22 protein-coding genes are annotated in these 23,253 nt (G+C 60.3%); 13 read left to right on the plus strand and 9 right to left on the minus strand.

Features of this window, described 5'->3' with window-relative positions; genetic code table 11:
* The first annotated feature begins 5 nt into the window (after positions 1-5).
* Together GGI60_RS28455 and secB are read left to right on the plus strand one after the other, a co-directional pair.
* Positions 6-512 carry an FxsA family protein gene (locus tag GGI60_RS28455; protein ID WP_312862820.1) on the plus strand — a complete coding sequence of 169 codons (507 nt, stop codon included), beginning with the start codon at positions 6-8 and terminating at the stop codon, positions 510-512.
* 101 nt (positions 513-613) lie between these two features.
* Positions 614-1,096, plus strand: a complete 483-nt coding sequence (secB, locus tag GGI60_RS28460) for a protein-export chaperone SecB (RefSeq protein WP_037115887.1) — start codon at positions 614-616, stop codon at positions 1,094-1,096.
* A gap of 47 nt (positions 1,097-1,143) precedes the next feature.
* On the opposite strand, the gene dnaQ is transcribed toward secB, so the two are convergent.
* From dnaQ to GGI60_RS28485, 5 genes are read right to left on the minus strand one after another with little or no spacing between them, the layout of a single operon-like run.
* The gene (gene dnaQ, locus GGI60_RS28465; RefSeq protein WP_183919538.1) at positions 1,144-1,872 is read right to left on the minus strand and encodes a DNA polymerase III subunit epsilon; all 729 of its coding nucleotides are present in this window, start codon (positions 1,870-1,872) and stop codon (positions 1,144-1,146) included.
* The gene (gene coaE, locus GGI60_RS28470; RefSeq protein ID WP_183919536.1) at positions 1,865-2,476 is read right to left on the minus strand and encodes a dephospho-CoA kinase; all 612 of its coding nucleotides are present in this window, start codon (positions 2,474-2,476) and stop codon (positions 1,865-1,867) included. Before coaE ends, dnaQ begins: the two co-directional genes overlap by 8 nt.
* Positions 2,476-3,333 (minus strand): shikimate dehydrogenase, encoded by an 858-nt coding sequence (locus tag GGI60_RS28475; RefSeq protein ID WP_183919534.1) that lies wholly within the window; start codon positions 3,331-3,333, stop codon positions 2,476-2,478. Before GGI60_RS28475 ends, coaE begins: the two co-directional genes overlap by 1 nt.
* On the minus strand, positions 3,326-3,925 hold the full coding sequence (locus GGI60_RS28480) for a Maf-like protein (RefSeq protein WP_183919532.1): 600 nt from the start codon (positions 3,923-3,925) through the stop codon (positions 3,326-3,328). Before GGI60_RS28480 ends, GGI60_RS28475 begins: the two co-directional genes overlap by 8 nt.
* Before the next feature lie 33 nt (positions 3,926-3,958).
* The gene (locus GGI60_RS28485) at positions 3,959-4,780 is read right to left on the minus strand and encodes a pyruvate, water dikinase regulatory protein (RefSeq protein WP_183919530.1); all 822 of its coding nucleotides are present in this window, start codon (positions 4,778-4,780) and stop codon (positions 3,959-3,961) included.
* Between the two features lie 400 nt (positions 4,781-5,180).
* On the opposite strand from GGI60_RS28485, the gene hemE reads away from it, so the two are divergent.
* The 8 genes from hemE (at position 5,181) to GGI60_RS28525 (ending at position 13,944) form a co-directional block, all read left to right on the plus strand.
* Positions 5,181-6,212 (plus strand): uroporphyrinogen decarboxylase, encoded by a 1,032-nt coding sequence (gene hemE, locus GGI60_RS28490; protein WP_183919528.1) that lies wholly within the window; start codon positions 5,181-5,183, stop codon positions 6,210-6,212.
* Entirely contained in the window at positions 6,209-6,751 is a 543-nt protein-coding gene (hemJ, locus tag GGI60_RS28495) for a protoporphyrinogen oxidase HemJ (RefSeq protein WP_183919526.1), read from the plus strand. The genes hemE and hemJ overlap by 4 nt, the downstream gene beginning before the upstream one ends.
* Positions 6,752-6,949: 198 nt before the next feature.
* Positions 6,950-8,215 (plus strand): transcription termination factor Rho, encoded by a 1,266-nt coding sequence (gene rho, locus GGI60_RS28500; RefSeq protein WP_003571435.1) that lies wholly within the window; start codon positions 6,950-6,952, stop codon positions 8,213-8,215.
* A 102-nt stretch (positions 8,216-8,317) separates the two neighbouring features.
* Positions 8,318-9,637 (plus strand): tRNA uridine-5-carboxymethylaminomethyl(34) synthesis GTPase MnmE, encoded by a 1,320-nt coding sequence (gene mnmE / locus GGI60_RS28505; protein WP_183919524.1) that lies wholly within the window; start codon positions 8,318-8,320, stop codon positions 9,635-9,637.
* A gap of 67 nt (positions 9,638-9,704) precedes the next feature.
* Positions 9,705-11,582 carry a tRNA uridine-5-carboxymethylaminomethyl(34) synthesis enzyme MnmG gene (gene mnmG / locus GGI60_RS28510; protein ID WP_183919522.1) on the plus strand — a complete coding sequence of 626 codons (1,878 nt, stop codon included), beginning with the start codon at positions 9,705-9,707 and terminating at the stop codon, positions 11,580-11,582.
* Between the two features lie 19 nt (positions 11,583-11,601).
* Complete coding sequence (gene rsmG, locus GGI60_RS28515; RefSeq protein WP_183919520.1) at positions 11,602-12,219, plus strand: 16S rRNA (guanine(527)-N(7))-methyltransferase RsmG; 618 nt, start codon at positions 11,602-11,604, stop codon at positions 12,217-12,219.
* Between the two features lie 19 nt (positions 12,220-12,238).
* The gene (locus tag GGI60_RS28520) at positions 12,239-13,033 is read left to right on the plus strand and encodes a ParA family protein (protein WP_183919518.1); all 795 of its coding nucleotides are present in this window, start codon (positions 12,239-12,241) and stop codon (positions 13,031-13,033) included.
* 29 nt (positions 13,034-13,062) lie between these two features.
* Complete coding sequence (locus tag GGI60_RS28525) at positions 13,063-13,944, plus strand: ParB/RepB/Spo0J family partition protein (RefSeq protein ID WP_183919629.1); 882 nt, start codon at positions 13,063-13,065, stop codon at positions 13,942-13,944.
* Here the strand turns inward: GGI60_RS28525 and holA are convergent, their stop codons facing one another.
* Genes holA through leuS form a run of 3 tightly spaced genes read right to left on the minus strand, consistent with a single transcriptional unit; the run spans position 13,945 to position 18,137 of the window.
* Positions 13,945-14,985 carry a DNA polymerase III subunit delta gene (gene holA / locus GGI60_RS28530; RefSeq protein WP_183919516.1) on the minus strand — a complete coding sequence of 347 codons (1,041 nt, stop codon included), beginning with the start codon at positions 14,983-14,985 and terminating at the stop codon, positions 13,945-13,947.
* 10 nt (positions 14,986-14,995) lie between these two features.
* The gene (gene lptE, locus GGI60_RS28535; RefSeq protein ID WP_183919514.1) at positions 14,996-15,517 is read right to left on the minus strand and encodes an LPS assembly lipoprotein LptE; all 522 of its coding nucleotides are present in this window, start codon (positions 15,515-15,517) and stop codon (positions 14,996-14,998) included.
* Entirely contained in the window at positions 15,507-18,137 is a 2,631-nt protein-coding gene (gene leuS / locus GGI60_RS28540; protein ID WP_183919512.1) for a leucine--tRNA ligase, read from the minus strand. Before leuS ends, lptE begins: the two co-directional genes overlap by 11 nt.
* 201 nt (positions 18,138-18,338) lie before the next feature.
* Here leuS and GGI60_RS28545 point away from each other — a divergent pair, with 201 nt between their 5' ends.
* Both GGI60_RS28545 and GGI60_RS28550 read left to right on the plus strand, forming a co-directional pair.
* A complete protein-coding gene (locus tag GGI60_RS28545; protein WP_183919510.1) occupies positions 18,339-18,998 on the plus strand; it encodes a YggS family pyridoxal phosphate-dependent enzyme in 660 nt (219 codons plus the stop codon).
* An 82-nt stretch (positions 18,999-19,080) separates the two neighbouring features.
* Complete coding sequence (locus GGI60_RS28550; RefSeq protein WP_183919508.1) at positions 19,081-20,991, plus strand: propionyl-CoA synthetase; 1,911 nt, start codon at positions 19,081-19,083, stop codon at positions 20,989-20,991.
* Between the two features lie 318 nt (positions 20,992-21,309).
* Here the strand turns inward: GGI60_RS28550 and GGI60_RS28555 are convergent, their stop codons facing one another.
* Positions 21,310-22,017, minus strand: coding sequence for a DUF1013 domain-containing protein (locus GGI60_RS28555; protein ID WP_183919506.1), 708 nt, complete (start codon positions 22,015-22,017; stop codon positions 21,310-21,312).
* A gap of 229 nt (positions 22,018-22,246) precedes the next feature.
* On the opposite strand from GGI60_RS28555, the gene GGI60_RS28560 reads away from it, so the two are divergent.
* Positions 22,247-23,253 (plus strand): AMP-binding protein (locus tag GGI60_RS28560; RefSeq protein ID WP_183919504.1); only part of this gene is annotated, 1,007 nt, incomplete at its 3' end.

Consider the following 23,253-nt stretch of genomic DNA (forward strand, 5'->3'; position numbering starts at 1 on the left):
CGACCATGCGTTTTTCAATCCTGCCGGCTTTCATTCTGTTGCTGCCGCTTGGCGAAATTGCCGGTTTCGTCGTCGTCGGCCGGGCGCTCGGCTTGGCGCTGACACTTGCGCTCGTCGTAGCGAGCTTTGTTTTCGGCGTGGTCCTGCTGCGGCGGCAGGGCGTCGGTATCCTGCGCCGCATGTCGAGCGAAGGACGAAACGGCGTGATGCCCGGCAGCGATCTGCTGAAGCCGGCGATGAACGTCATCGCCGCGCTGCTTCTCATCATTCCCGGCTTCCTCACCGATATCATCGCCATCCTTATTCTCATTCCGCCGGTGCGCGATCTCGTCTGGCGCTCGATCGCCAAGCGCTTCGTCGTCGTCAACGCCCAGCACGGCTTTTCCGCCGGCCCGAAGCCGGATTTCCGCGACGGCAACCGGAATTCGAAGGTGGTGGATCTCGACGAGGAGGATTATCATAGGCGGCCGGACCGCAACTCGCCGTGGTCCGGCAAACATCTCAGTGATTGAGGTGGTTCGACCGAGCAACGGCGCCCAGCGCCCAGGGTTGTAAGCCCCTTCCCGAAATGTTAGATGGCGGCACCATTCCCATGCCCTTCGAGGAAAAGCCAATGGCAGACGACAACAACAGCAACGGTGCGACCAACCCCACCCTTTCGATCCTTGCGCAATATACTAAGGATCTGTCCTTCGAGAATCCGGGTGCGCCGCGTTCGCTGCAGGCGCGCGACAAGGCGCCGACGATCAACATCAATGTGAACGTCAACGCCAATCCTCTTTCCGACACGGATTTCGATGTCGTGCTGTCGCTGAATGCCGAGGCCAAGGACGATGACAAAACGGTGTTCCACACCGAACTCGTCTATGGCGGGGTCTTCCGCGTTGCCGGCTTCCCGCAGGAGCACATGCTGCCGGTTCTCTTCATCGAATGCCCGCGCATGCTCTTCCCCTTCGCCCGTCAGATCATCGCCGACGTGACCCGCAACGGCGGCTTTCCGCCGCTGATGATCGACCCGATCGACTTCACGCAGATGTTCGCCCAGCGCGTTGCCGAAGAGCAGGCCCGCGCCAAGGTTCAGGCCGTTCCGAACTGATTTCCTTCGTTCCGACGTGCGGATGCCCGGGCAGGTCCCGGGCATTTTCAATTCGACGCCGCGCTGCCGAATTTCGACCAGATGCCTTTTTCGCCGAGCTTGGCGACCAGCGCCTCATGCGCCTGCGCTTCGGCCTGGCTGAGGCGGGGTGCAAGCGGGCGGGGCCGCTCAAGCACCGCTGCTATCACGCCATCATCTTCCATTGCCATTTCGCCGCGCGCCGCCTGGCCGGATTGACCCGATAGGCCGAGGCCAAGGGCCGCCTGCCGGCCGCCGATCATTTCGATATAGACTTCGGCCAGCAGTTCAGAGTCGAGAAGTGCGCCGTGTTTGGCGCGGTGCGAATTGTCGACGCCGTAACGCCGGCAAAGCGCGTCGAGCGAATTTGGTCCCATCGGATGTTTGCGCCGCGCCATGGACAGCGTATCGACCACCCTTTCCGGAAGGATCGGTGGCAAACCGATCCGCGCGAATTCAGCATTGATGAAGCCCATGTCGAAAGTAGCGTTATGGGCGATCCATTTCGCATCGCCGAAAAAGGCGAGAATTTCCTCGGCGACCTCGGCGAAGGCTTTCTTGTCCTTCAGGAATTCGTCGGTAATGCCGTGCACGGCGAGCGCATCCGGATGGACCTTCTGAGCTCCCGGATTGATGTAGATATGAAGCGTGTTGCCGGTCGGGAAGTGATTGAAGAGTTCGATGCCGCCGATTTCGATGATGCGGTCCATCCGGTTGTCGAGGCCGGTGGTTTCCGTATCGAAAATGATCTCACGCATTCCGGAAATCTCCCTTGGCAATTCGCATTTTCAGATCGGCGACGATCTCAAGCACCCGTTCCCTCGTCTGCTCAATGCTGTGACTGGTGTCGATCAGGTAATCGGCACGGCGCCGTTTTTCTGCATCCGGCGTCTGGCGAGAGAGAATCATGTCGAATTTTTCCTCGGTCATGTCTTCGCGCGCAAGCACCCTCTGACGCTGAATCTGTGGATCGGTGCTGACGACGACGATGACATCCACCCTTTCCCAGGCGCCGGTTTCGAAAAGCAGCGGGATATCGAGCAGAACCATCTCGGCGCCGGCGGCGCGGTGGCGTGCCAGAAATTCCGTTTCGCGCTTGCGGACCAGCGGGTGAACGATTGCTTCCAGCCGCTTGAAGCCGTCGGGATCGAGTGCCAGCTGGCGACCGAGTTCGTGCCGGTCGACCACGCCCTCCTTCATCGTGCCGGGAAAGGCGACATCCACCAGCGGTGCAGCTTCGCCGGCATAGAGATCGTGGACCACGGCATCCGAATCGTTCAGCGGGATCCCGGCCTCGGCAAAGAGCTTGCCGGCCGTCGACTTTCCCATTCCGATCGAGCCGGTCAATCCGATCGTCAGCATCAATGTGCTTCCATATCCGCAATAATCAGCGCACGCAGTGCGGCGTCGACGACGGGACGCTTGCCGAACCATTTCTCGAAGCCCGGCACGGCCTGATGCAGCAGCATGCCGAGGCCATCGACGATCGCAAAGCCCTGCTCTTGCGCCTGCGCCAGAATCGGCGTCTTCAGCGGCACATAGACGATATCGGTGACGACGGCGTCGGCGGCAAGAGGGGTGAAATCGAGCTGCGGCGCCGCCTCGCCATCCATGCCGAGCGACGTGGTGTTGATAAAGAGGCCAGCACCTTTCATCACCCCAGCAAGGGCCCCGGCCGGATGAGCCTGAACCTTCGAGCCAAAACGGTCGGCCAGTTCGCGGGCCCGTTCGACCGTACGGTTGACGACGTGGATCGTCTTGAAGCCGCGGTCGCGAACCGCCTGGATGATGGCCCGGCTGGCGCCGCCGGCGCCGAAGATCACCGCCGTGTCATGCCGGTCCCAGCCCGGATGGCGTTCGTCAAGATTGGCAGTGAAGCCGCGGCCGTCGGTATTTGTCGCGTGAAGAAGGCCATCCTCCAGCCACAGCGTGTTCGACGCGCCGAGTTCGTGCGACAGCGCGTCCGGCCTGTCGGCGAGGCGGAAGGCCAATTCCTTGTGGGGAATGGTGACATTGCCGCCGATAAAGCCGGAACTGCCGTCCTTCAGCGAAGCGATGAAATCGGCAAAGGCTTCCGGTGCGACTTCGTGAGCGCGGTAGCTGCCTGGCAGGCCGAGGGTCTTCAACCAATATCCGTGGATCAACGGCGAGCGCGAATGCTTGACCGGAAAGCCGGTGACAAACGCTTTCGGCCCGAATGTTTCACGTGAATCACCCATCGATCGCTCCGAATTCGCGCAATTTCTTCAGAAGCGGCAGCATCGGCAGGCCGAGAATGGTGAAATAATCACCTTCGATTTTCTCGAAGAGCTGAATGCCCTGCCCCTCCAATTGATAGGCGCCGACGCTCGAAAGCGCTCCGTCGCCGACCCGCGCCAGATGCCCGGCAATGAAATCCGTCGTCAGCGGCCGCATCGTCAGCTCCGCATGGGCCAAATGTTCCCACAGGACCACGCCATTGGTGACGATGGCGACGGCGCTGTTCAATCGATGCGTTTTTCCCGACAGGGCGTGAAGATGGCTCGCCGCGTCGGCCATGTCCTTCGGCTTGTGGAAGACGCGGTCGCCGAGCGACATCGTCTGATCCGAACCGATAACCAGGCTGTCTGAAAAACGGCGGCTGACATCCTCGGCCTTGGCCCTGGCGAGGGCGAGGGCAACGGCATCCGGGGTCGCGCCGGCTTTTTCCAACGGCGCTTCCAGCGCCCTTTCATCGATCCTTGCGGCATGCGCCTCGAAAGATAGACCGGCATTTTCCATCAGCATCCGGCGAAACGGGCTCGACGATGCAAGGATGATGTTTGTTGTCATAGGCTCCTCGGAGTGCCGGCTTTGCGTCAGCGCTTAGCGCAGCTTCGGGCGCAGGGCAACGATTGCCGCGGCGGTTTCCTCGATCGAGCGGCGGGTCACGTCGATCAGCGGCCAGTTGTGACGGGCGCAAAGCGAGCGGGCATATTTCAGCTCCTCGGAGATCGCGGCACGATCGGTATAGTGTTCGCGATCGAAGCCCTGGGTCGCTCCGAGGACGCGGTTTTCCCTCACCTGGGAGATGCGGTCGGTGGTGGCGATCAGGCACACGATCAGGGGTTTGGTCGCGACAAATAGGCTCTCGGGCAATGGCACGCCGTAGACGATCGGAATGTTGGCCGTCTTGATGCCGCGATTGGCGAGATAGATGCTTGTCGGTGTCTTCGATGTCCGGCTGATGCCGATGATGACGACATCGGCATCGTTGTAATCGTCCGGCATCTGGCCGTCGTCGTGATCCATGGTGAAATTCAGCGCTTCGATGCGGGCGAAGTAGCCAGCATTCATCACATGCTGGGCTCCGACCCGGCGACGCGACGGAGCGCCGAGATAGATCTGGAACGCATTCATGACCGGCTCCAGCACATTGACCGAAGCAACGCCCATTTCGGTGCAGCGCTCGTCGATCAGGCTCGCCAGTTCCCGGTCGACGATGGTGTAGAGCACGATGCCGGGCGCATCGTCGATTGCCTGCAGAACCGGCAGCAGCTGCTTGCGATTGCGGATCAGCGGATAGACGTGCTCGATCGGCTGAGCGGATCGGAACTGCGCCGAGGCGGCGCGGCCGGCGGAGATCAGAGTCTCTCCCGTCGAGTCAGAAATCAGATGCAGATGAAAGAAGTTCGTTCTGTTCTCCACGCTATTTTCCGCTGCCTGTTGAAAACACTGGATGATGGAGAGCTAAGGCGGTGAGGCTGCCTCGGGCAAGGGAAAACATGCCGCCTTATCCACATTTCGAATTTTGCGGACCTGTTTTGTCAGGTCCTGTGGAGGATGGGGACGAAATCGGTTTGTCGAAGAAAGCTCCACAACTTATCCACAGGAAGGAGAAAATTGGCTTCCCAGTAAAGTTTTGGAATCATTCTCCGATTCGCTCTCTCCCCGAAATTTCGCAGGATCGGAAAATTCTTTTCGAGCTTTGGTGAGGGCGCGCGACAAATGGCATCGGCAGTGGATGGATTTTAATCCTTGATAGACACCGACTCTAAGAAATAGAAACCTTTTAAAATATTTTTGATTTTTTATAGGGAAGAAGCGCTTGAGAGACACGCGCCGAAAGATCATGAGGGTTCTCGATGGCGAAAGCCTGAGCCCTCCCCCTCTCTGGCTGATGAGGCAGGCGGGACGTTACCTGCCGGAATACAGAGAGACGCGGGCAAAGGCCGGAAGTTTTCTCGATCTCTGCTACACCCCCGATTACGCTGTTGAAGTGACGCTGCAGCCGATCCGCCGCTATGGCTTCGATGCGGCCATCCTGTTTTCCGATATTCTGGTCATCCCCGATGCAATGAAACGGAATGTCCGGTTCACCGAAGGGCATGGGCCGGAGATGGATCCGATCGATGAAGCCGGGATCGGGCGATTGAACGGGGAAGAGGTCGTCGCCTATCTCAGACCGGTTCTGGAAACGGTGCGACGGTTGCGGGAGGAGTTGCCTGATGAGACGACCCTGCTCGGCTTCTGCGGGGCGCCCTGGACGGTTGCGACTTATATGATCGCCGGACACGGCACGCCGGATCAGGCCCCTGCCCGTCTCTTCGCCTACAAATATCCCCGCGCCTTCGAACATCTGCTGATGCTGCTTGCCGACGTGTCGGCAGACTATCTCGTCGCCCAGATCGACGCCGGCGCCGATGCCGTTCAGATCTTCGATTCCTGGGCTGGGGTTCTCGGGGAGAAGGAGTTCGAAGCTTTCGCAATCAGGCCGGTTGCTCGGATGATCGCGTCGATCAAGTCGCAGCGCCCGCATGCGCGCGTCATCGCCTTTGCCAAGGGGGCCGGCTCTCAGCTGAAAACCTATCGTCAGAAGACCGGCGCCGATGCCATCGGCCTTGACTGGTCGGTCCCATTGGCCTTTGCCGCCGAACTTCAGAAGGATGGACCGGTGCAGGGCAATCTCGATCCGATGCGCGTCGTTGCCGGCGGCCGGGCGCTGGAAGAGGGTATCGACGATATTCTGCAGCATCTCGGCCATGGACCGCTGATCTTCAATCTCGGCCACGGCATCACGCCGCAGGCCGACCCGGACCATGTGCGTCAGCTGGTCGAACGCGTGCGGGGCGCGAAGTGACGACTGAAAGGCAGACGGATCGGAAACCTGGCGCCTATGCCCGGCGCCGTGCGCATTTTGCGCTGGCCTTCTTCGCCCTGATGGCGGTCGGGCTTTTCGCCTGGAACCCCGACAATCTCTATCTCTGGATCAAGGCGCTTCACATCATCGCGGTGATTTCCTGGATGGCCGGGCTGTTCTACATGCCGCGGCTGTTCATCTATCACACCGACGCGGAGCCGGGCTCGGTGCAGTCGGAAACCTTCAAGGTGATGGAGCGCCGGCTGCTGCGGATCATCATGACACCGGCGATGATGCTGACCTGGATCTTCGGTCTTTATCTCGCCTGGTCGGTCTATGGGTTCCAGGGCGGCTGGCTGCATGCCAAGATCGGTCTGGTCGTGCTGCTGACCGCTGTTCATATGTTCTTCAGCCGTGCGGTCGGCGCTTTCGAGCGCGACGAAAATCGCCGCTCGGCACGCTATTGGCGGTTCATGAACGAGGCGCCGACACTGCTGATGATCCTGATCGTGATCCTCGCCGTGGTGAAGCCGTTCTGAGGAAAATCCTCCTCAGGTTAAATTTGCTTCATTTTAATCAGCCCCCTTGCGGGCGCGATTGCGACTCGCTATTTTCCGCGCATCTCATCTACGTGGCATGTGTGAAGAGTTCAGTCGTCTGCGAGCCCCTTTCGCAGTACCGAATACGACCCAACATCGCCTTTCCCCTTCGAAAATGAAAAGAGTATTGGTCACTTCATGGCTGAAATGAAGCTTCAGGAACTTAAGAGCAAATCCCCGACGGATCTTCTGGCTTTCGCCGAATCGCTCGAGGTCGAGAATGCAAGCACGATGCGCAAACAGGAGCTGATGTTTGCGATCCTCAAGATGCTGGCCAGCCAGGATGTGGAGATCATCGGCGAAGGGGTGGTCGAAGTGCTGCAGGACGGCTTCGGCTTCCTGCGCTCGGCCAACGCCAACTACCTGCCCGGCCCTGACGATATTTATATCTCGCCGTCGCAGATCCGCCGTTTCTCTTTGAAGACAGGCGACACGGTCGAGGGACCGATCCGCGGACCAAAGGAAGGCGAGCGCTATTTTGCGCTGCTGAAGGTCAACACCATCAATTTCGACGATCCGGAAAAGATTCGTCACAAGGTTCATTTCGACAATCTGACGCCGCTCTATCCGAATGAGCGCTTCAAGATGGAACTCGACATTCCGACCTCCAAGGATCTGTCGCCCCGCGTGATCGATCTGGTGGCGCCGCTCGGCAAGGGCCAGCGCGGATTGATCGTCGCGCCGCCGCGCACTGGTAAGACCGTCCTTCTTCAGAACATCGCCCATTCGATCACGGCCAATCACCCGGAATGCTATCTCATCGTCCTTCTGATCGACGAACGTCCGGAGGAGGTGACGGACATGCAGCGTTCCGTCCGCGGCGAGGTCATTTCCTCGACCTTCGACGAACCGGCGGTGCGTCACGTCCAGGTGGCCGAAATGGTCATCGAAAAGGCCAAGCGTCTCGTTGAGCATGGCCGCGACGTCGTGATCCTGCTCGATTCGATCACACGCCTCGGGCGCGCCTATAACACCGTTGTCCCCTCCTCCGGCAAGGTGCTGACAGGTGGTGTCGACGCCAATGCGCTGCAACGGCCGAAGCGCTTCTTCGGCGCCGCGCGCAACATCGAGGAAGGTGGTTCTCTGACCATCATCGCAACGGCGCTGATCGATACAGGCAGCCGCATGGACGAAGTGATCTTCGAAGAGTTCAAGGGTACCGGCAATTCGGAAATCGTCCTCGACCGCAAGGTCGCCGACAAGCGCATCTTCCCGGCGATGGACATTCTCAAGTCCGGCACGCGTAAGGAAGACCTGCTCGTCCCACGCCAGGATCTGCAGAAGATCTTCGTTCTTCGCCGTATCCTCGCTCCTATGGGCACCACCGATGCGATCGAATTCCTGATAGATAAGCTCAAGCAGACGAAGAACAATTCCGATTTCTTCGACTCGATGAATACCTGATCCTTAGCCGGATTCATCCTTCGAGAGCTGGCGCATCGCCTCGATGTCGCCAGCTTTTTATTTGAGAGGAATCGATTCGGATTCGAACTGACACGCGGACGCATGGCCATGGTAAATGATACGATTTATGCGCTTTCGAGCGGCGCCCCGCCATCGGGTGTTTCGGTCATTCGAATCAGCGGTCCGTTGACCAGAGAACTGCTAACCAGGCTGGCCGGGTCAGTGCCGGCTGATCGGCTGGCTTCCTTCCGAACGATTCGGGCGCGTAACAACCAACCGATCGATGGCGGTCTGGTGCTGTTTTTTCCCGCTCCAAACTCGTTTACCGGCGAAGATGTCGCTGAGCTGCAGATCCATGGCAGCAAGGCCGTCCTGGCAGCGCTGTTTCAGGCGCTGGGTGATACCCCCGGTGTTCGTATGGCGATTGAGGGCGAGTTTTCGCGACGTGCTTTCGAAAACGGCAAGCTTGATCTGGTCGAGGTCGAGGGCCTGGCCGATCTCATCGGGGCTGAGACCGAGATGCAGCGCCGCCTTGCGGTGGAACACAGCGCTGGTGGTGTCTCGGCAGCATACGATTCGTGGGCGGAACGATTGACCCGTGCGCGCGCCTTGATCGAGGCGGAACTCGATTTTGCCGACGAGGATGATGTCCCGGGATCGGTGTCGGATATGGTCTGGGCCGACATGGATCGCCTTCGCAACGATATCCGCCATCATCTCGACGCGGCTTCGGCAGGCGAGATTATCAGGGACGGCTTTAAGGTGGTCATCGCCGGCGCGCCGAATGCGGGAAAATCGAGCCTGCTGAATGCTCTCGCCCGACGTGACGTCGCCATCGTCACGGATATTGCCGGAACCACCCGTGACGTCCTGCAGGTGGATCTCGACATTGACGGCTATCTTGTCAAACTCTATGACACGGCGGGTCTGCGTGAGGCGGACGACCGGGTCGAGATGGAAGGCGTGAGGCGGGCGCGGGTTGCGCTTCGCGATGCCGATCTTGTGCTGTTGCTGGTCGATATGAGCGATCCCGTCATTCCTGCCGACTTGGACCAGGCTTTGCCGCATGTTAGGGTCGGAACGAAGAAGGACCTCACCGAGACTGGAGCCGATCGATATGATCTGCGAATTTCGACGGCAACCGGTGAGGGCCTGCCGGAATTGCGGGCGCTGATCGGGCGCGTCGTCAAAGAGCGGTTTGATGGCCTGTCTATGGCGATCCCGAGCCGGCAGCGGCATAAGGATTCGCTGGCGAAATGTTTGGCAGCGCTCGATGCCGCAATCTCGCAGAGCGAGACGAGCCTCGAACTGCGCACGGAGCAGCTTCGCCTAGCGGCTGAGTATTTGGGACGGATTACCGGGCGGGTGGATGTCGAGCAGCTGCTCGATGTGATCTTCTCGGAGTTTTGTATCGGCAAATGATTCACGTGAAACCTTCTCGAGGCTGTCGCCCGAGTTCACATGAAACCCCGCCGAGTTGGAGTTTGAGATGACCGGCAGTGTCTATGATGTGATTGTGATCGGCGGCGGCCATGCTGGCACGGAGGCTGCCAGTGCAGCTGCGCGCCTCGGGGCGAAAACCGCCTTGGTCACCCACAGGCGAGACACGATTGGTGTCATGTCCTGCAATCCGGCGATTGGCGGGCTTGGCAAGGGACATCTGGTCCGCGAGATCGACGCGATGGACGGTCTGATGGGCCGGGTCGCCGATCTAGCCGGTATCCAGTTCAGAATGCTGAACCGGAAGAAGGGTGCGGCCGTCCGCGGTCCGCGAACGCAGGCGGATCGGAAGCTGTATCGACTGGCGATGCTGGCGGCGATCGAAGCGACACCAGGCTTGGATGTCGTCGAAGGCGACGCATTCGATCTCGACGTCGTCGATAACCGTGTTGCCGGCGTGATCATGAAGGATGGCCGGCGGCTGAAAGCGCCGGCAGTCGTGTTGACGACCGGCACCTTTTTGCGCGGTCTGATCCATATCGGTTCGGAGAAGACACCCGCCGGCCGCGTCGGCGAACCCCCTTCGCTCGGGCTGTCGGCGACTCTGGCCCGGCTGGGGCTGCGCCTCGGGCGATTGAAGACTGGCACGCCGGCCCGGCTGGACGGCAAGACGATCGACTGGCAATCCGTCGGTCGGCAGGGTGCGGACGAGGACCTTGTGCCCTTTTCCTTCATGACGGATTCGATCACGACGCGGCAGATCGAATGTGGCGTCACCCGGACGACCGAAGCGACACACCGGATCATCGTAGACAACATCAAGCGCTCGGCCATGTATTCCGGCCAGATCGAAGGTGTGGGGCCGCGTTACTGCCCATCCATCGAGGACAAGCTGGTCAAGTTCGGCGAACGCGACGGCCATCAGGTCTTTCTCGAGCCCGAGGGCCTCGACGACGATACGGTCTATCCCAATGGCATTTCGACGTCGCTGCCGGCCGAGGTCCAGGCGGAATTCATCAAGACCATTCCCGGACTCGAGACGGCGCGGATCCTCCAGCCGGGGTATGCCATCGAGTATGATCATGTCGACCCGCGGGAGCTGACGCCGTCGCTTGAAGTCAAGCGGCTGAAAGGCCTGTTTCTCGCCGGCCAGATCAACGGGACCACCGGTTATGAGGAGGCAGCGGCGCAGGGGCTGGCGGCGGGCTTGAATGCTGCACTGCGAAGTACCGATTCGGATCCGTTCCATTTTAGCCGAACGAATTCTTACACTGGGGTGATGATAGATGACCTCACCTCGCGCGGCGTTACGGAACCGTATCGGATGTTTACGTCGCGCGCGGAGTATCGTTTGACTCTGCGGGCCGACAATGCTGATGTTCGGCTGACACCGCTTGGCATGCGACTTGGCTGCGTCAGCAGTGCGCGCGAGCGGCGGTTCACGGCCTATCAAGCGGAAGTCGACGCCGGGCGGGCCCAGCTGATGTCGCTGACGGTGACCCCCAATGAAGCGCGGCGCGCCGGACTGAACATCAATCTGGATGGTCAGCGCCGGACGGCCTATGATTTATTGTCCTACCCGGATTACGACTTTGCCGCGCTCCGGCAGGTCTGGCCGCATGCCCTGGGCGCGATCCAACCGACGGTTGCCGAGGCGTTGGAGATCGAAGCGGGCTACTCGGTTTATCTCGACCGCCAGGCTGCGGCCATTGCCGACCAGCAGCGCGACGAGGAGCGGCGTATCCCTGATGATTTCGACTATTCTGCGCTTTCCGGCTTGTCGAACGAGCTCAAGACGAAGCTTAGTGCGGCCCGCCCGTTCAACGTCGCGCAGGCAGCCATTGTCGAGGGTATGACGCCGGCCGCTATCGCGCTGTTGCTGGTGCATTTGCGCCGGCGGAGCAGCGCAGAGCGCCAAACTGCTTAACACAAGCGAGTCTTTGAGAATGGAATTGAACGGTTTGCGTGTTTCACGTGAAACACAGGCACGACTCCAACATTTTGCGGTACTCTTTCAGAAATGGGCAAAAGCCATCAATCTCGTCGCGCCATCGACGCTAGACGATCTCTGGCGGCGTCACATCGCCGATAGCAGCCAGATTTTCCAGATTTACCCCGAGCCGGTTCGCTGGGTCGATCTCGGCAGCGGCGGCGGCTTTCCCGGCGTGATTACCTCGATCTTCCTAGCGGAACTACAGGATGGGTGGGTGCATCTTGTCGAAAGCAACCGCAAAAAGGCAGCTTTTTTGCGAACCGCACTGCGGGAGACAAATGCACGCGGGAGCGTTCATGCCATTCGAATCGAGGATGCCCCTGCCCAGATCGGCGAATGTGATGCGATTTCAGCCAGAGCCCTCGCCGACCTCGACGGGCTGATCGGCTATGCAGCGCCATGGATGCTTGGCAAGGAAAATTGTCGTGGGTTTTTTCATAAAGGCCGGGATTACCTGAGGGAAATCGACGAAGCACGTGGCCGGTGGGAATTCGATCTGTTAGAACATAAGAGCGCCGTCGAGCAGGAATCTGTTATTTTGGAAATATCGAATCTCCGGCGCTTGGTTTAACAGATTGGATATTGCGGCAATGGCTGGCGAACGACATCGGATAATCACCATCGCAAATCAGAAGGGTGGCGTTGGCAAAACGACCACCGCCATCAACCTGGCAACAGCGCTGGCCGCCATCGGCGAGCGCGTCCTGATCGTGGATCTCGATCCGCAGGGCAATGCCAGCACCGGCCTTGGCATCGACCGTCGCGATCGCAAGCTTTCCTCCTATGACCTGATGGTCGGAGAGCGCGGATTCAGTGAGGTGACGCTGGAAACTGCGGTACCCAACCTCTTTATCGTGCCATCGACCATGGATCTGCTCGGCATCGAGATGGAAATCTCGCAGCAGAGCGATCGTGTCTTTAAATTGCGGAAGGCGCTGTCGTCCGCTGAAGCCATGGCGTTTTCCTATATTCTTCTCGATTGCCCACCTTCGTTCAACCTGCTGACGATGAATGCCATGGCAGCAGCCCATTCGGTGCTGGTGCCGCTGCAGTGCGAGTTTTTCGCGCTCGAGGGGCTTAGTCAGCTACTCGAAACCGTCAGTCAGGTGCGCCGGACGGTCAACCCGCGGCTGGATATCCAGGGCATCGTCCTGACGATGTTCGATGCCCGCAATAATCTTGCCCAGCAGGTGGTCAATGATGTGCGCACGCATCTCGGCGAGAAGGTTTACCATACGTTAATTCCGCGCAATGTCCGGGTGTCCGAGGCGCCGTCCTACGGCAAGCCGGCCATTCTTTATGATCTGAAATGCGCGGGTAGCCAGGCCTATCTGCAGCTGGCCTCCGAGGTCATTCAGCGGGAGCGCCAGAGACTGGCCGCGTAATCATTTCAGGATGCAGGTGAGTGTTGATCATGAATGACGATATATCGAAAAGGCGATTGGGCCGTGGCCTTGCGGCGCTGATTGGTGAAATGGATCAACCTGTTCCGGTGGAGGCTGAACGAACCGTCAGCGCCGACCGGATGATCCCGATAGAATTCGTCAGTCGTAACCCCCGCAACCCCCGTCGTTTCTTCGACGACACCGAATTGCACGATCTTGCCAGCTCGATTCGGCAGCACGGCATCGTGCAGCCGATCGTGGTGCGAACGATGGAGCGGGACCGCTATGAAATCATCGCCGGCGAACGGCGGTGGCGCGCAGCGCAGCTTGCCGGCCTGATCGATATCCCCGTCATTATCCGTGATGTCGATGATAAAACGGCGCTTGAGATTGCCATTGTCGAAAACGTTCAGCGCGCGGATCTCAATCCTCTTGAAGAGGCGTTGGGCTATGAACAGCTTATCGCGGAATATGGCTATACCCAGAACGATCTTGGCGAAATTATCGGCAAGAGCCGCAGCCATGTCGCCAACTCGCTGCGTTTGCTGAAATTGCCGGATCCGGTTCGCGATCTGCTGGCCGCCGGCAGTCTTTCGGCCGGACATGCGCGTGCGCTGGTGTCGACGCCCGATCCGGCGAGCCTTGCCCGCACGATCGTGGCCAAGGGCATGTCAGTGCGTGATGCCGAAAAACTGGCGCAGAACAATATCAAGGCGCAATCGGAGCCGCAGCAGACGGCCTTACGCCGTGATCAAAAGGATTCGGATACGCTGGCGCTGGAGCGCACTCTGTCCGATGCCCTCGGGCTCGATGTGTCAATCAATCACAAAACGAGTGGCGGCCAGATCAAAATTTCCTATAAGTCCCTCGAGCAGCTCGAGGAAGTCTGTCGCCTACTGGAGAGGCGTTAATCACGCCGACTTGCGACCGGATTGCAGAGTGGTGGAGAGAAGTGTTTGCATCGCAGCGCTGTCTTCCAGCACCTGCCGACGCCGGCTCTGAAGAATAGCCGCCTGCAGACGGTTGGATTCACGCGCGATGCTCTCCGCGGACCATTGGCGAAGCGCCTGCTCGAGGATTGGCTTGCGGCGAAAATGCAGATGCCGCCCCATCGTTTGCATCACCTGCGGCGCCTGCAAGCCCTTGTCTTCCATCTCTGCACGAAGGGTATCCAGAAGCTGGAACTGCTTCAGGCAAGCCTGGAGCACGAGAAAGATCGCCGTTTTCGAACTGCTGATCTTTTGCATCGCATGGAGGAAGCCGTTGAGGTCGCCGCCGAGGATGGCGTCGACGGCATCGTCAACAGAGATCGCGCTGGCGTCGCCGATTATTTCGGTAACGTGATGTTCTTCCACCGTATCGAGGCCGCGGCAGTAAAGGGCGAGCTTGCGCACTTCATTGCGTGAAGCGATACGATCGCCGCCAATCAGTGCGATCAGTGCCTGGCGCGCCGCCGGTGTAATGCCAAGCTTTTCCGCCCCGAGTTCAGCATCGATCAAGCCGTTCAAGGCGCGGCTGTCGTCGGCATAAGACGGCACCGTCATGACGGCTCGCGCGGCTTCCGCGGTCTTGCGCAGCAGCGATCCCTTTTTCAGATCGCCGGCCTCCACGATCAGATAGGCGGCCTCGAGCGGTTTTTCAGCCAGGAGCGCCAGGGACTCGACGAGGTATTTCTCGTTGGCGGCGCCGCGGATCCAGATGAGTTTTTCGCCGCCGAACAGCCCGATGGACTGGGCCTCGTCAACCAATCGCCCGGGATCCTTTTGCAGATCGGCGATATCGAGTTTTGTCAGCGAGAAAGGGTCGTCCAGCGCGACGCCGGTCTTGCCGGCGAGCTGGCCGGCGCGCTCTGATACCAAACCGCGATCCGGCCCGTAAATGACGAAAATCCGGTAGTTCCGCACCGATTTCTGCAGAAAGGTCTCGAACTCGTGGGACTTGATCTCCGCCACCTCCCCGCCCTCAGCGGCTGAGGGCGGCGGCGAGGTCGGCTCCTACGAATTCCGCCGCTTGGTCGGCCGCGCGGTTTTCGGCATCGCGGATCGCCCTCTGCTTGGCAAATTCCTGCTCGGAGAAATCCACCAGAGCAGTCGTCTGGCGGCTGCCGGCCTTGATGACGCGACCGTCGGCAATGGCGCTCAGCGTATAAGTGACGGTGACGGTGACACGACCGGCGCGCGACGTATCGCCGGATTGCCGCAGGAGCGTATCGGCGACGCTCGACGTGGCCCGCAGTTCAACATGATACTGCGGATTTGCCGCTTCGCCGGCGCCGCGCGACGCCAGGAAGATCAGCCGATTGCGCACCTGTTGTTCGACCCGGCCGGATGCATCGGAAAAGCCGACCGAGGACAACTTTTCGGTGACGCCCGAGCTCTCGGAATAAAGCGGCCGGACCTGGCAGGCCGACAGAAATGTCGCGGTGGCAAGGATCATGGCGATGCCGGCATTGCGGGCCAGCTTGCGAGCGATTTCAGACGACAATGTTCACAATCCTTTGGGGAACCACGATGATCTTTTTCGGTGCCTGACCGTTCAGCACATTCTTCACCGCGTCCAGTTCCAGCACGGCGTCGGTGACGGTATTCTGATCCGCATCGCGAGAAATTGTCAATTCGGTGCGCTTCTTGCCGTTGATCTGCACGGGCAGGACAACGTCGTTTTCAACAACGAGCGCTTCGACGAAACGCGGCCAGTCGGTGCGGGCAAGCAGCTCCGTATTGCCAAGCGTGGCCCAGCATTCTTCAGCGAGATGCGGCGTCATCGGGGCGACGAGCTGAATCAGAATCTCGGCCGCGTCACGCACGGCGGCACGATAGGCGATATCGCCCTCACCTGCCGCAACCCTCGTCAGCGGCGAGGCGAGCGCATTGACGAGTTCGTAGATGCGGGCGACGGCCTTGTTGAACCAGAGCTTGTCGTAATCGTTCTGAACGGCCTTCAGCGTCTTGTGCGCCGCCTGCGAGATCGCCAGCGCCTCGCCCTCGCTTGCCGGTGCGGCGTCAACGGCGGACAGGACGCCGGCTGCTTCGGAAATCAGCCGCCACAGGCGCTGGGTGAAACGGTGAGCGCCTTCGACACCCGCTTCGGACCAGATGACGTCGCGCTCCGGCGGAGAATCGGACAGCACGAAGAAGCGGGCGGTATCGGCGCCATAGGAGGCGATGATATCGTCGGGATCCACGACATTCTTCTTCGATTTCGACATCTTCTCGATCGAGCCGATGGCGACCTCCTCGCCTGTCGCCAAGAGCAGGGCACGGCGTTTGCCGTCGATCTCCTCGATGCGGATATCGGCGGGAGCCACCCATTCACGGCCGGCGCCGGCGTTGCGGCTGTAGGTCTCATGAACCACCATGCCTTGGGTGAACAGGCCCTTGAAGGGTTCGCTCGCCGCGACATGACCGGTCTCGCGCATGGCGCGGGTAAAGAAACGCGAATAGAGCAGATGCAGGATCGCGTGCTCGATGCCGCCAATATATTGATCGACCGGCAGCCAACGGTTAGCCGCCTCAGGATCGGTCGGCTTGCCCTCCCACGGCGCGGTAAAGCGGGTGAAATACCAGCTCGAATCGACGAAGGTGTCCATCGTATCGGTTTCGCGGCGGGCATCCTTGCCGCAATTCGGGCAGGTGACATGGCGCCAACTCGGATGGCGGTCGAGCGGGTTGCCCGGCTGGTCGAAGCTGACGTCTTCCGGCAATTTCACCGGCAGGTCCTTCTTCGGCACCGGCACGACGCCGCAGGCATCGCAATGGATGACCGGGATCGGGCAGCCCCAATAGCGCTGGCGCGAAATGCCCCAGTCGCGCAGGCGGAAATTGACCTTCCGCTCAGCCACCGGCGTATTGCCGAGCGAGGCGGCCGACAGATGGTCGGCAACCATATTGAAGGCCTCTTCGGTCGTCTTGCCGTCGAGGAAGCGTGAATTGATCATGACGCCATCGCCGTCATAGGCAGTATCGCCGACGGAAAAGCTCGCAGCGTCGCCATCGCTCGGCATGACCACGGGCACGACCGGCAGACCGTATTTGCGGGCGAAATCGAGGTCGCGCTGGTCACCGGAGGGGCAGCCGAAGATCGCGCCCGTGCCGTAATCCATCAGCACGAAATTGGCGATATAGACGGGCAGCTCCCAGGAGGGATCGAGCGGATGGCGCACACGGATGCCGGTGTCCAGGCCCTTCTTTTCGGCGGTCTCGAGTGCTGCGAGCGAAGTGCCGGCGCGGCGGCATTCCTCGCAAAAGGCCTCGATCTCGGCGTTGTTGGCGGCGGCATCCTTGGCCAGCGGATGGTCGGCGGAAATCGCCAGGAATGAGGCGCCGAACAGCGTATCCGGCCGGGTGGTATAGACGGTAATCTCGGTTTCGCCGGCCGGCGCCGTTTCCGGCACGATTTCCCAGCGAATGGTCATGCCTTCCGAACGGCCAATCCAGTTCTTCTGCATCAGGCGAACTTTTTCCGGCCACTGGTCGAGCGTATCCAGCGCGTCCAGCAGGTCCTGGCTGAAATCGGTGATCTTGAAGAACCATTGCGTCAGTTCACGCTGTTCGACCAGCGCGCCGGAACGCCAGCCGCGGCCGTCGATCACCTGCTCGTTGGCAAGCACGGTGTTGTCGACCGGATCCCAATTGACCTTCGACTGCTTGCGGTAGACCAGACCCTTCTCCAGGAAATCCAGGAAGAGATGCTGTTGGTGCTGGTAATAGTCGACGTCGCAGGTGGCGAACTCGCGGCTCCAGTCCAGCGAAAGCCCCATGGCCTTCAGCTGCGCCTTCATCGAGGCGATGTTCTGATAGGTCCAGGACGCCGGGTGGACGCCGCGTTCCATGGCGGCGTTTTCCGCCGGCATGCCGAAGGCGTCCCAACCCATCGGGTGCAGCACGTTATAGCCGCGGGCACGCTTGTAGCGGGCAACGACATCGCCCATGGCGTAGTTGCGGACATGGCCCATATGGATGCGCCCCGAGGGATAGGGGAACATTTCGAGGACGTAATATTTTTCGCGCGGATCGGCGTTGTCGGTCTCGAAGACCTTGTCTTCATTCCATTTCTGCTGCCAGCGGGGCTCGGCATCGCGCGGATTATAACGTTCGGTGGCCATTGTATTCGAAATTCCGGAAAATCAGGGGAGGTTGGTCGAGACCTTCACCATGAAACCACCGTAGCGTCAAGTTTTGCAGGCGCTGCAAGCGTCCGATCTTCACGCGGGCCGGGCGATTTCGCGGCAGCGGGTCTTGGCAAGCACAGAATGGCTGGCTAGTTCATTGCCATCATTCTCATGCTGAAATGTCGAGGCAGAACAATGGAACTTCAAGAGCGCTTGAACGACGTACGGTCAAGGATTGCCGCCGGGGAACGTGCGGCCCGCCGGCCGGCCGGCTCGGTTCGGCTCGTCGCGGTGTCGAAGACATTCGAGGCGCAGGCGATCCGCCCGGCGATCGAAGCCGGTCAGCGCACTTTCGGCGAGAACAGAGTGCAGGAAAGCCAGGGCAAATGGCCGGCGTTGAAAGCCGAACATCCCGACATCGAGCTGCATCTGATCGGGCCGCTGCAATCGAACAAGGCGGCGGACGCGGTGGCGCTTTTCGACGTGATCGAGACCGTCGATCGGGAAAAGATTGCCCGCGCCCTTGCCAAGGAGATGCAGCGGCAAGACAGGAGGCCGCGGCTTTACGTTCAGGTCAATACCGGGCTCGAGCCGCAGAAGGCCGGCATTGCCCCTGACGACACGCCGGCCTTCGTCTCGCTGTGTCGCGACAAGCTCGGTCTTTCCATCGAAGGTCTGATGTGCATTCCGCCGGCCGAGGAAAATCCCGGACCACATTTTGCCCTGCTGGCAAAGCTCGCGTCGAAATCCGGCGTTGAGAAACTCTCCATGGGCATGTCGACCGATTACGAGACAGCAATCGCCTTCGGCGCCACCAGCGTCCGCGTCGGATCGGCGATTTTCGGCGCGCGCTGATACGCTGCTTTGGTCGGGCTTCCCGTTCCCCTCCCCTCTGCCTAGATTAACATCGAGGCTTGCATGTCCTGGGGAGGAGCAGATGCAGAACGGCTATCATCAGGCCTATGCGGCCTGGAAACGCGATCCCGAAGCTTTCTGGCGCGAAGCCGCCGACGAAATCGACTGGTTCACGCCGCCGGACCGGGTGTTTTCGCCTGACGAAGGTATTTACGGCCGCTGGTTCTCGGGAGCGGAAACCAATACCTGTCACAATTGCCTGGACCGGCATGTCGCGGCCGGACGCGGCGGCGAGACGGCCATCCTCTTCGACAGCGCCATGACCGGCGAGAAGCGTCGGTTCTCCTATGACGAGGTGCTCGGCGAGGTGAAGGCCATCGCCGCGACGCTGCTGGCGCTCGGCATCGCCAGAGGCGACCGGGTCATCCTCTATATGCCGATGCTGCCGCAGGCAGTATTTTCCATGCTCGCTTGCGCTCGGATCGGTGCGGTCCATTCCGTCGTTTTCGGCGGGTTTGCCGCCAGCGAGCTTGCGGCCCGCATCGACGACAGCGGCGCCAGGCTGGTGATTACCGCGAGCTGCGGGCTCGAGCCTGGCCGCGTCGTCGCCTATAAGCCGCTGGTCGATCAGGCGTTCGAGATTGCGCGGGTAAAACCGGAGCACTGTCTGGTGCTGCAGCGGCCGCAGCTTCAGGCAGAACTTGTCGGCGGCCGCGATGAGGATTTCGAGGCAGCGGTGGCGCGCCATCGCGGCGCCGAGGTGGCCTGTGTTTCCGTCAAGGCGACCGATCCGCTCTACATTCTCTACACCTCCGGCACGACGGGCCAGCCGAAGGGCGTGGTGCGCGACAATGGCGGGCACATGGTCGCGCTCAACTGGTCGATGCGGAATATCTACGGCTTGACCCCTGGCGAGGTCTTCTGGACGGCCTCCGATATCGGCTGGGTCGTAGGCCATTCCTATATTGTCTATGCACCGCTGATATCGGGCGTGACGACCTTGATCTTCGAGGGAAAGCCGGTCGGCACGCCCGATGCCGGCGCATTTTGGCGGGTCGTTGCGGAGCACGACGTGCGCGTGCTCTTCACGGCGCCGACCGCCTTTCGCGCCATCCGACGCGAGGATGGGGACGGCGAACTGATTGCGAACTACAAGATGCCGAATTTGCGGGCGCTGTTTCTCGCCGGCGAGAGGGCCGATCCGGAGACCCTGAAATGGGCCGAACGCATGCTTGCCATCCCCGTCATCGATCACTGGTGGCAGACGGAGACCGGCTGGCCGATCGCCGCAAATCCGCTCGGCCTCGGCGCCCTGCCCGTCAAGCATGGTTCTCCGGCACTGCCGATGCCGGGCTACGAGGTGACGGTGCTCGACGATGCCGGCCATTCTATCGAGGCGGGGACGCTCGGCAATATCGTCATCAGGCTACCCCTGCCGCCCGGCTGCCTGCCGACCCTCTGGCATGCGGACGACCGTTTCCGATCGGCTTATCTCGACGAGTTCCCCGGTTACTACAAGACCGCCGACGCCGGCTATGTTGACGAAGACGGCTACCTCTTCATCATGTCGCGGACCGACGACATCATCAATTGCGCCGGTCATCGGCTCTCGACTGGTGCGATGGAGGAGGTTTGCGCGCGTCACCCCGATGTAGCCGAATGCGCGGTCATCGGCGTGATCGATGCGCTGAAGGGTCAGGCTCCCTGTGGCTTTCTGGTCCTGAAGCGCCATGTTCGGCGCGAATCGACGGTGATCGAATCGGAGGTGGTGGCGATGATTCGCGATCAGATCGGGCCTGTGGCCGCCTTCAAGACGGCCATCACCGTCAATAGATTGCCTAAGACGCGATCGGGCAAGATCCTGCGTGGCACCATGCAGAAAATTGCCGATGGCATACCCTGGAAAATGCCCGCAACCATCGACGATCCGGCGATTTTGGAGGAGATCGCCGAGGCCTTGCGCAAGCGCGGTTTCGGCTCGCTGCCAATGTAAAAGTTAAGTATTCAATGAGCCTAATTGGGAAACTGTAACCATGCTGCGCAAGGCTTTGTCATGGGCAAAGGCGCACAGCAAGCTTCGCATGTCGCAGTTGCCTTTACCGGCCTGCTGCATGGTTCTTTGAATCGGACTCGATTTGAGGACTAAATTATGCAGCAGTTGAAGTGCTCCAGCGTCCTTTGCGCGTCTGAAAGGCGCGCGTCGCTGTAGTCTCACCTTGTTCCGCAGCTGATGCGGGGACAGGCGATTCTCCATAAAAAACCCCGCTGGGCGTTCGCTCGGCGGGGTTTGCTTGATGAGATCGCTAGTATCTCAGTACTGATCGTCTTCGTCCTCGTCCTTCGGAGCCGAGCGCAGCGAGCTCAGCTTGCGGAAGACGGCATCGGCGTCGATTTCCTTTTCCTTTTCCTCCTCGCGCTCGTAGCTCGGGGTCAGGCGCTCGGTTTCCTGCGCCGATTGCAGCGTCGCGCCGAGTTCGGCGGCGGTCGGCAGCGGACGGCCCTTGGAGGCCTTCTCCACTTCCATGTCGAGGTCGATTTGGCTGCAGAGGCCGAGCGTTACCGGATCCATCGGCGCCAGGTTGGCGGAGTTCCAGTGGGTGCGCTCGCGGATCTGCTCGATCGTCGATTTCGTCGTGCCGACGAGGCGGGAAATCTGCGCGTCCTTCAGCTCCGGATGGTTGCGAACGAGCCAGAGAATGGCGTTCGGGCGGTCCTGGCGCTTGGAAACCGGGGTATAACGCGGGCCGCGGCGCTTGGATTCCGGCACGCGCACCTTCGGCTCGGAGAGCTTCAGCTTGTGGTTCGGATTGGCTTCGGCGCGGGCGATCTCGTCGCGGGAAAGCTGACCGGTCGAGATCGGATCGAGGCCCTTGATGCCCTGCGCCGCTTCGCCATCGGCAATCGCCTTGACCTCGAGCGGATGCAGTTTGCAGAACTGCGCGATCTGATCGAAAGACAGCGCCGTGTTGTCGACAAGCCAGATGGCGGTCGCCTTCGGCATGAGCAGTGTTTGAGCCATGGATATAGTCCTTCTATCGTCCGCGCCGGTCGCGGTCCGTGGATTGTCACCACAATGTCCGGGAAATATGCCGCTATATAACCGGACTGTCGCAGAATTGCAATTCTTCCGAAATCAAATGACCTTTGTCTAATTGCCGTGGCGATGCGACCTGCTATGAATTGCCCTGATTTGAAGTTCGGGCTCGTAGATCGCTTGGCCCGTCGCATGTCCCATGAGGAGGAGTTCCATGTCGGAGAAGATCCATCCGGTGCCGAAGCCGGTGAAGGCGCGTGCCCTGATCGATAAGGAGAAGTACCTGAAATGGTACGAGGAAAGCGTCGAGAACCCGGACAAGTTCTGGGGCAAGCACGGCAAGCGGATCGACTGGTTCAAGCCCTATACCAAGGTCAAGAACACCTCCTTTACCGGCAAGGTCTCGATCAAATGGTTCGAGGACGGCCAGACCAACGTCTCCTACAATTGCATCGATCGCCATCTGAAGACGAACGGCGACCAGGTGGCGATCATCTGGGAAGGCGACAATCCCTATATCGACAAGAAGATCACCTATAACGAGCTTTACGAGCACGTCTGCCGGATGGCGAATGTGTTGAAGAAGCACGGCGTCAAGAAGGGCGATCGCGTCACCATCTACATGCCGATGATCCCCGAGGCGGCTTATGCGATGCTCGCCTGCGCCCGCATCGGCGCGGTGCATTCGGTCGTCTTCGGCGGTTTCTCGCCGGAAGCGCTGGCGGGGCGCATCGTCGACTGCGAATCCACCTTCGTCATCACCTGCGACGAAGGCGTGCGCGGCGGCAAGCCGGTGCCGCTGAAGGACAATACCGATACGGCGATCGACATCGCCGCCCGTCAGCACGTCAATGTCAGCAAGGTGCTGGTCGTGCGCCGCACCGGCGGCAAGACCGGCTGGGCGCCGGGCCGCGACCTCTGGTATCACCAGGAAGTCGCCACGGTGAAGGCCGAATGCCCGCCGGTGAAGATGAAGGCGGAAGATCCGCTGTTCATTCTCTACACGTCAGGCTCGACCGGCAAGCCGAAGGGCGTGCTGCACACGACGGGCGGTTATCTCGTCTACGCCTCGATGACGCATGAATATGTCTTCGATTACCATCATGGCGACGTCTACTGGTGCACCGCCGATGTCGGCTGGGTCACCGGCCATTCCTATATCGTCTATGGGCCGCTTTCGAACTGCGCGACGACGCTGATGTTCGAGGGCGTGCCGAATTT

Origin of the sequence: Rhizobium lentis (assembly GCF_014200175.1) — a bacterium.
GTDB lineage: Bacteria > Pseudomonadota > Alphaproteobacteria > Rhizobiales > Rhizobiaceae > Rhizobium > Rhizobium mulingense.